5 protein-coding genes are annotated in these 4,330 nt (G+C 46.6%); 4 read left to right on the plus strand and 1 reads right to left on the minus strand.

Annotated features, from left to right (window positions below):
* From QUB26_RS29515 to QUB26_RS29530, 4 genes are all read left to right on the plus strand, one after another.
* Nucleotides 1-1,125, plus strand: a 1,125-nt coding sequence (locus tag QUB26_RS29515) for a calcium-binding protein (protein WP_333320875.1), incomplete at its 5' end; no start/stop codon positions are given.
* Between the two features lie 310 nt (nucleotides 1,126-1,435).
* The gene (locus tag QUB26_RS29520) at nucleotides 1,436-1,609 is read left to right on the plus strand and encodes a hypothetical protein (protein WP_333320876.1); all 174 of its coding nucleotides are present in this window, start codon (nucleotides 1,436-1,438) and stop codon (nucleotides 1,607-1,609) included.
* A gap of 259 nt (nucleotides 1,610-1,868) precedes the next feature.
* Nucleotides 1,869-2,834: a threo-3-hydroxy-L-aspartate ammonia-lyase gene (locus tag QUB26_RS29525; RefSeq protein WP_333245916.1), complete on the plus strand. Its 966-nt coding sequence runs from the start codon at nucleotides 1,869-1,871 to the stop codon at nucleotides 2,832-2,834.
* 82 nt (nucleotides 2,835-2,916) lie between these two features.
* Nucleotides 2,917-3,222 (plus strand): small RNA NsiR4-regulated ssr1528 family protein, encoded by a 306-nt coding sequence (locus tag QUB26_RS29530; protein WP_333245918.1) that lies wholly within the window; start codon nucleotides 2,917-2,919, stop codon nucleotides 3,220-3,222.
* Between the two features lie 110 nt (nucleotides 3,223-3,332).
* On the opposite strand, the gene QUB26_RS29535 is transcribed toward QUB26_RS29530, so the two are convergent.
* Nucleotides 3,333-4,244 carry an NAD(P)H-dependent glycerol-3-phosphate dehydrogenase gene (locus QUB26_RS29535; protein WP_333320878.1) on the minus strand — a complete coding sequence of 304 codons (912 nt, stop codon included), beginning with the start codon at nucleotides 4,242-4,244 and terminating at the stop codon, nucleotides 3,333-3,335.
* Nucleotides 4,245-4,330 lie beyond the last annotated feature (86 nt).

A 4,330-nucleotide genomic window follows, 5' to 3' on the forward strand; every position in this document is an offset into this window, starting at 1 on the left:
CTGACTGGCGGTGCTGGTGCGGATCTGTTTGTTTACAAAGCAGCAGGCGAAGGCGGTGATACGATTACTGACTTTACCTCTGGAACTGACAAATTCGAGTTTAGCGCGAGCGCTTTCGGCAATTTGACTACGACTAACTTTGACGGTGTTAGCGGTTCAAATCCTGACATTACTGGCAAAGAGTTAGTGATTTTCACAGGCGGCAGTTATGCCTCTTTGCAAGATGCACAAGCTAAAGCCCTGGGCAATTCTACAACTGCTGGTTTCTTCGCCTTTACTAATGCGTCGAACGAAACAGAGTTGTATTTTGACTCGAACGGTACCGTAGCCGGTGGTTCGACCTTGATTGCGAATCTGGGAACGGCTGCTAGCAATCTGGGAACGGCGGACTTTGTATTTACAGGTACGATCGCACCTTCTGCGGGTGGTACTACTACCAACTCAGGTAGCGTTGTGGATTTAATCACTAATCCCGGTACTTTCCCGACAAGCGGAGTTAACAACTTCGGTTCTGGTGTTGGCGGTTACAACTTCACCACTCCTGTCTTATTTACAGGAAGTGCGACAGCTAATAACGTCACCGGCACTGAGTTTGCTGACATCTTGAACGGCGGATCGAGTGCTGATATTTTCGACGGCGGTGCAGGTAACGACAGTATCTCCGGCGATGCAGGTAACGACAGCATTTTCGGCGGCGCGGGTAGCGACAGTCTCTTCGGCGGCGAGGGGAATGACACTTTAATCGGTGGTGTGGGAACCAATGTTCTCAACGGCGGTGCTGGTGCGGATGTGTTTGTGTTCACCGGAACTACTGCTGACGGCGGGGATGTAATTACCAATTACAGCATTGCTGATGATGTAATTAATCTCGACAAAACTGGTTTTGCAGCGTTTACAACCGGAGGGACTTTGGCTTCGAGTTTCTACGCTTACAGCAGCACAGTTTCTGTAACTGCGCTCGAAGCAACTTTAACCGGCCCGTCCATCATGGCTATCTACGACGGTTTGTCTACTAAACTGTATTACGATAGCAACGGTTCTACGGTTGGCGGTAACAGTTTGTTTGCAACTGTCAATAATGTCGATTTAGGAATTTCCGGTAATACTGAATTGTTCTTGTTCTAAACGGCAAGAATCCTAATCGGGATATCGGTACGGTTAGGGACACAGCCATGCTGTGTCCCTACAAGATACGGGTAAGGACACAGCCATGCTGTGTCCTTTTTTTTGGTAATTGTTAAACAATTTAGCTGCTCTTTTTTTGGTAGGGAAATGGCATTGCCGTGTTCTTTTTTCCGTTGTTGTCGATGGTTGGAGTCGATCGCACTCGCGAGGGCAATTTCACCATCCAATCCGGTTTATTTTACCCGTTATATCCATTCCGGTTGATTAAACCGCAGAGGACACAGAGGATACAGAGAAAGGGGAGAGAGAGATGAATAATTCCGATGCCAATGGATTTGATATTACCGAAAATCAGGACACTGCGCCGTGCCGTTTCTCTACAATTAATCCGGCGGTGGTTAAATTTGTATTCACATGGACGCACTTCGACAAAGAAACCGGGTTTTTTACCTCATCTTCGAGTGCGAACGAAGTATTTTCGTAAAAAAACCCGGTTTCTGGGCCCCATGCGTCACTCCTAATTGATTAACCCCTCTCCTGTGCAAGTACAAACGTCCCTTTAATTGTTGATAGTAAATTGTCATAACTTTGATTTGAGTCCACAGCTTTTTTAACCATTAAGCGCCACAGCTAATGATAATTATTCATAAGCTGATGATAAAAATTTATAGTTTAATGGTAAGAGTGAAGCGGGCAATGCCCACCCTACAAATAGAGTCCTCGATCGCCCTAATCTAAAATCTATGAGTGCCCAAAATCCCTTGTCAGTCAGTTTCGCGGATGTGAAGGCGGCGGCAAATCGCTTGCAGGGCAAGGCTTTCAAGACGCCGGTTCTGACTTCGGAAACTTTCAACAAACGCACAAATTCTCAGGTATTTTTCAAGTGCGAGAACTTTCAGCGCACGGGCTCGTTTAAATTTCGGGGTGCTTGCAATGCTTTGATGCAGCTATCTGAAGCCGAAAAACAGCGGGGAGTTTTGACTTTTTCTTCGGGAAATCACGCGCAGGCGATCGCCCTTGCCGCCCAGTTGTTACAGATTCCTGCTACTGTTGTCATGCCGGCTGATGCGCCAAAAGTCAAGCAAGAAGCGACTCGCGGCTACGGTGCAGAGATTATTTTGTACGATCGCACTCAAGTTTCCCGCGAAGAGTTAGCCGCTAAAATTGCCACAGAACGGCACTTGACTATTATTCCTCCTTATGATCATGCGTGGGTGATTGCGGGACAAGGTACGGCGGCGCTGGAATTAATCGCAGAAGTTGGGGAGTTGGATTTGCTGCTGGTTTGCTGCGGGGGCGGGGGTTTGCTGTCGGGATGCGCGATCGCGACAAAAACTTTGTCTCCGCAGTGTAAAGTAATAGGAGTGGAACCGGAGCAAGCAGACGATGCGGCGCGATCGTTCCGCACGAAAACGCTACAAACTGTTACTAACCCGGATACGATTGCTGATGGTGCGCGCACGCCATCTTTGGGGAAATTAACCTTTCCTTTGGTGCTGCATTATGTGGACGATATGGCAACAGTTTCAGAAGAGGCAATTCGTAGCACAATGTTTTTTATGTGGGAACGCATGAAGATAGTTGTGGAACCGACGGGAGTGTTAGCGGCGGCGGCTTTGTTGTCAGGTGTTGTGCAGGCTAAAAATGCTCGGATTGGCGTGATTGTCAGCGGGGGAAATGTCGATTTGAGGGAAGTCAATCGATTTTAGATTTTAGATTTTAGATTGAATAATTTATGTAGCAGCTTCTCTGATAAAATGCTTGCACAGCAAACTTTGATAACACAGCACAATGTCTTCAGAAACAAACTCAGCGGCTCAATCTACAACTGGTGCAGATGCGATCGATGTTGCGATCGCCTCTGGAATCGACTTTGACGGTACTCCGATTCCGCAAGCAAAATTAGACCTCTACCAGCAAGTGATGGGATTAGAAGCCGGCAGACAGCGCAGCGGCGTGTCAAATACAATGCGATCGCGCATTGTCCGAATCGGTGTCAAACACATCGGACAAGAGGAACTCGATAAAATGCTGGTTGCGGCAAACTTTGCACCGCTGAAAGACAAAGAAATCGCTTTTTATTACGGCGGTAAATAGATAACATTTATTCCGCTTTATTTCTTAGTCCGCGTAGGCGGACTTTGTTTGTTTAGTAGCGGTTTCAACCGCCGAATCATGAAGGGGATAGCGAACAATTTTTTGGGAAATTACTCCGGTTTTAAAGTGCGTTCCATCAGTGATAAAACAGCGTGTTCAGGAGTAATTTCACCATTTAATAAGCGATAAACTTGACGAGAAACAGGCACTTCTATGCCGCGTTGATTGGCCAAATCAATCAACACATTAGTAGTATTGACTCCCTCAGCAGTGCTCTGCAATTCGTGCAAAATTTGCTCTAAAGATTTGCCTTCAGCTAATCCGAAACCAACCCGATAATTGCGCGATAAAGGACTGTTGCAAGTAGCCAGCAAATCTCCCAAACCCGACAAACCGTAAAAAGTTTCTGCGCGAGATCCCAAACGAACTCCCACCCGAATCATTTCCGGCAAAGCGCGAGTCAGCAAAGCAGATTTAGCATTAGTTCCTAATTGTAAACCGTCGCAAACACCAGCGGCGATCGCAAATACATTTTTCAAAGTTCCACCTAACTCAGTTCCCAGCGGGTCTTCATTCACATAAACCCGAAAAATATCAGAACTGTAAATATTTTGCACTTGCTTGGCCGCCGCTAAATCCGAACTCGCCGCTACCGTTGCAGCCGGCAATCCTTGCTGAATTTCCTCGGAAAGATTAGGGCCCGAAAGTACGACTATTGAATTGTTAGGAAACGCATTTTGCCAAATTTGAGACGGAGTGCGCGTCGTCGCGGGGTCTAAACCTTTGGTGACGGTAACTATAATTGTATCGGGACTTAACTGTAAAGCCAAAAGTCGATCGACTGTTGCTCCAACTCCTTTCATCGAAACTGCCGAAACAACAACATCCGCACCCGTTATAACTGATTCTAGATTAAAAGAACTGCTGCGCGACCACAAATTAACTCGATCGCCTTTTTTGCCTCCCAGACTTGCCAGTGCTGAACCCCAAGCACCTCCGCCTAATATTGTCAAGCTTGCCATAGAATTTAGTTTAATTAACTCAGATTTTACACCATTCTCAAGAACGGGCGAGACGCCCGTTCCACAATAACATTAATTTTTTTTGT

Origin of the sequence: Microcoleus sp. B4-C1 (assembly GCF_036705285.1) — a bacterium.
GTDB lineage: Bacteria > Cyanobacteriota > Cyanobacteriia > Cyanobacteriales > Microcoleaceae > Microcoleus.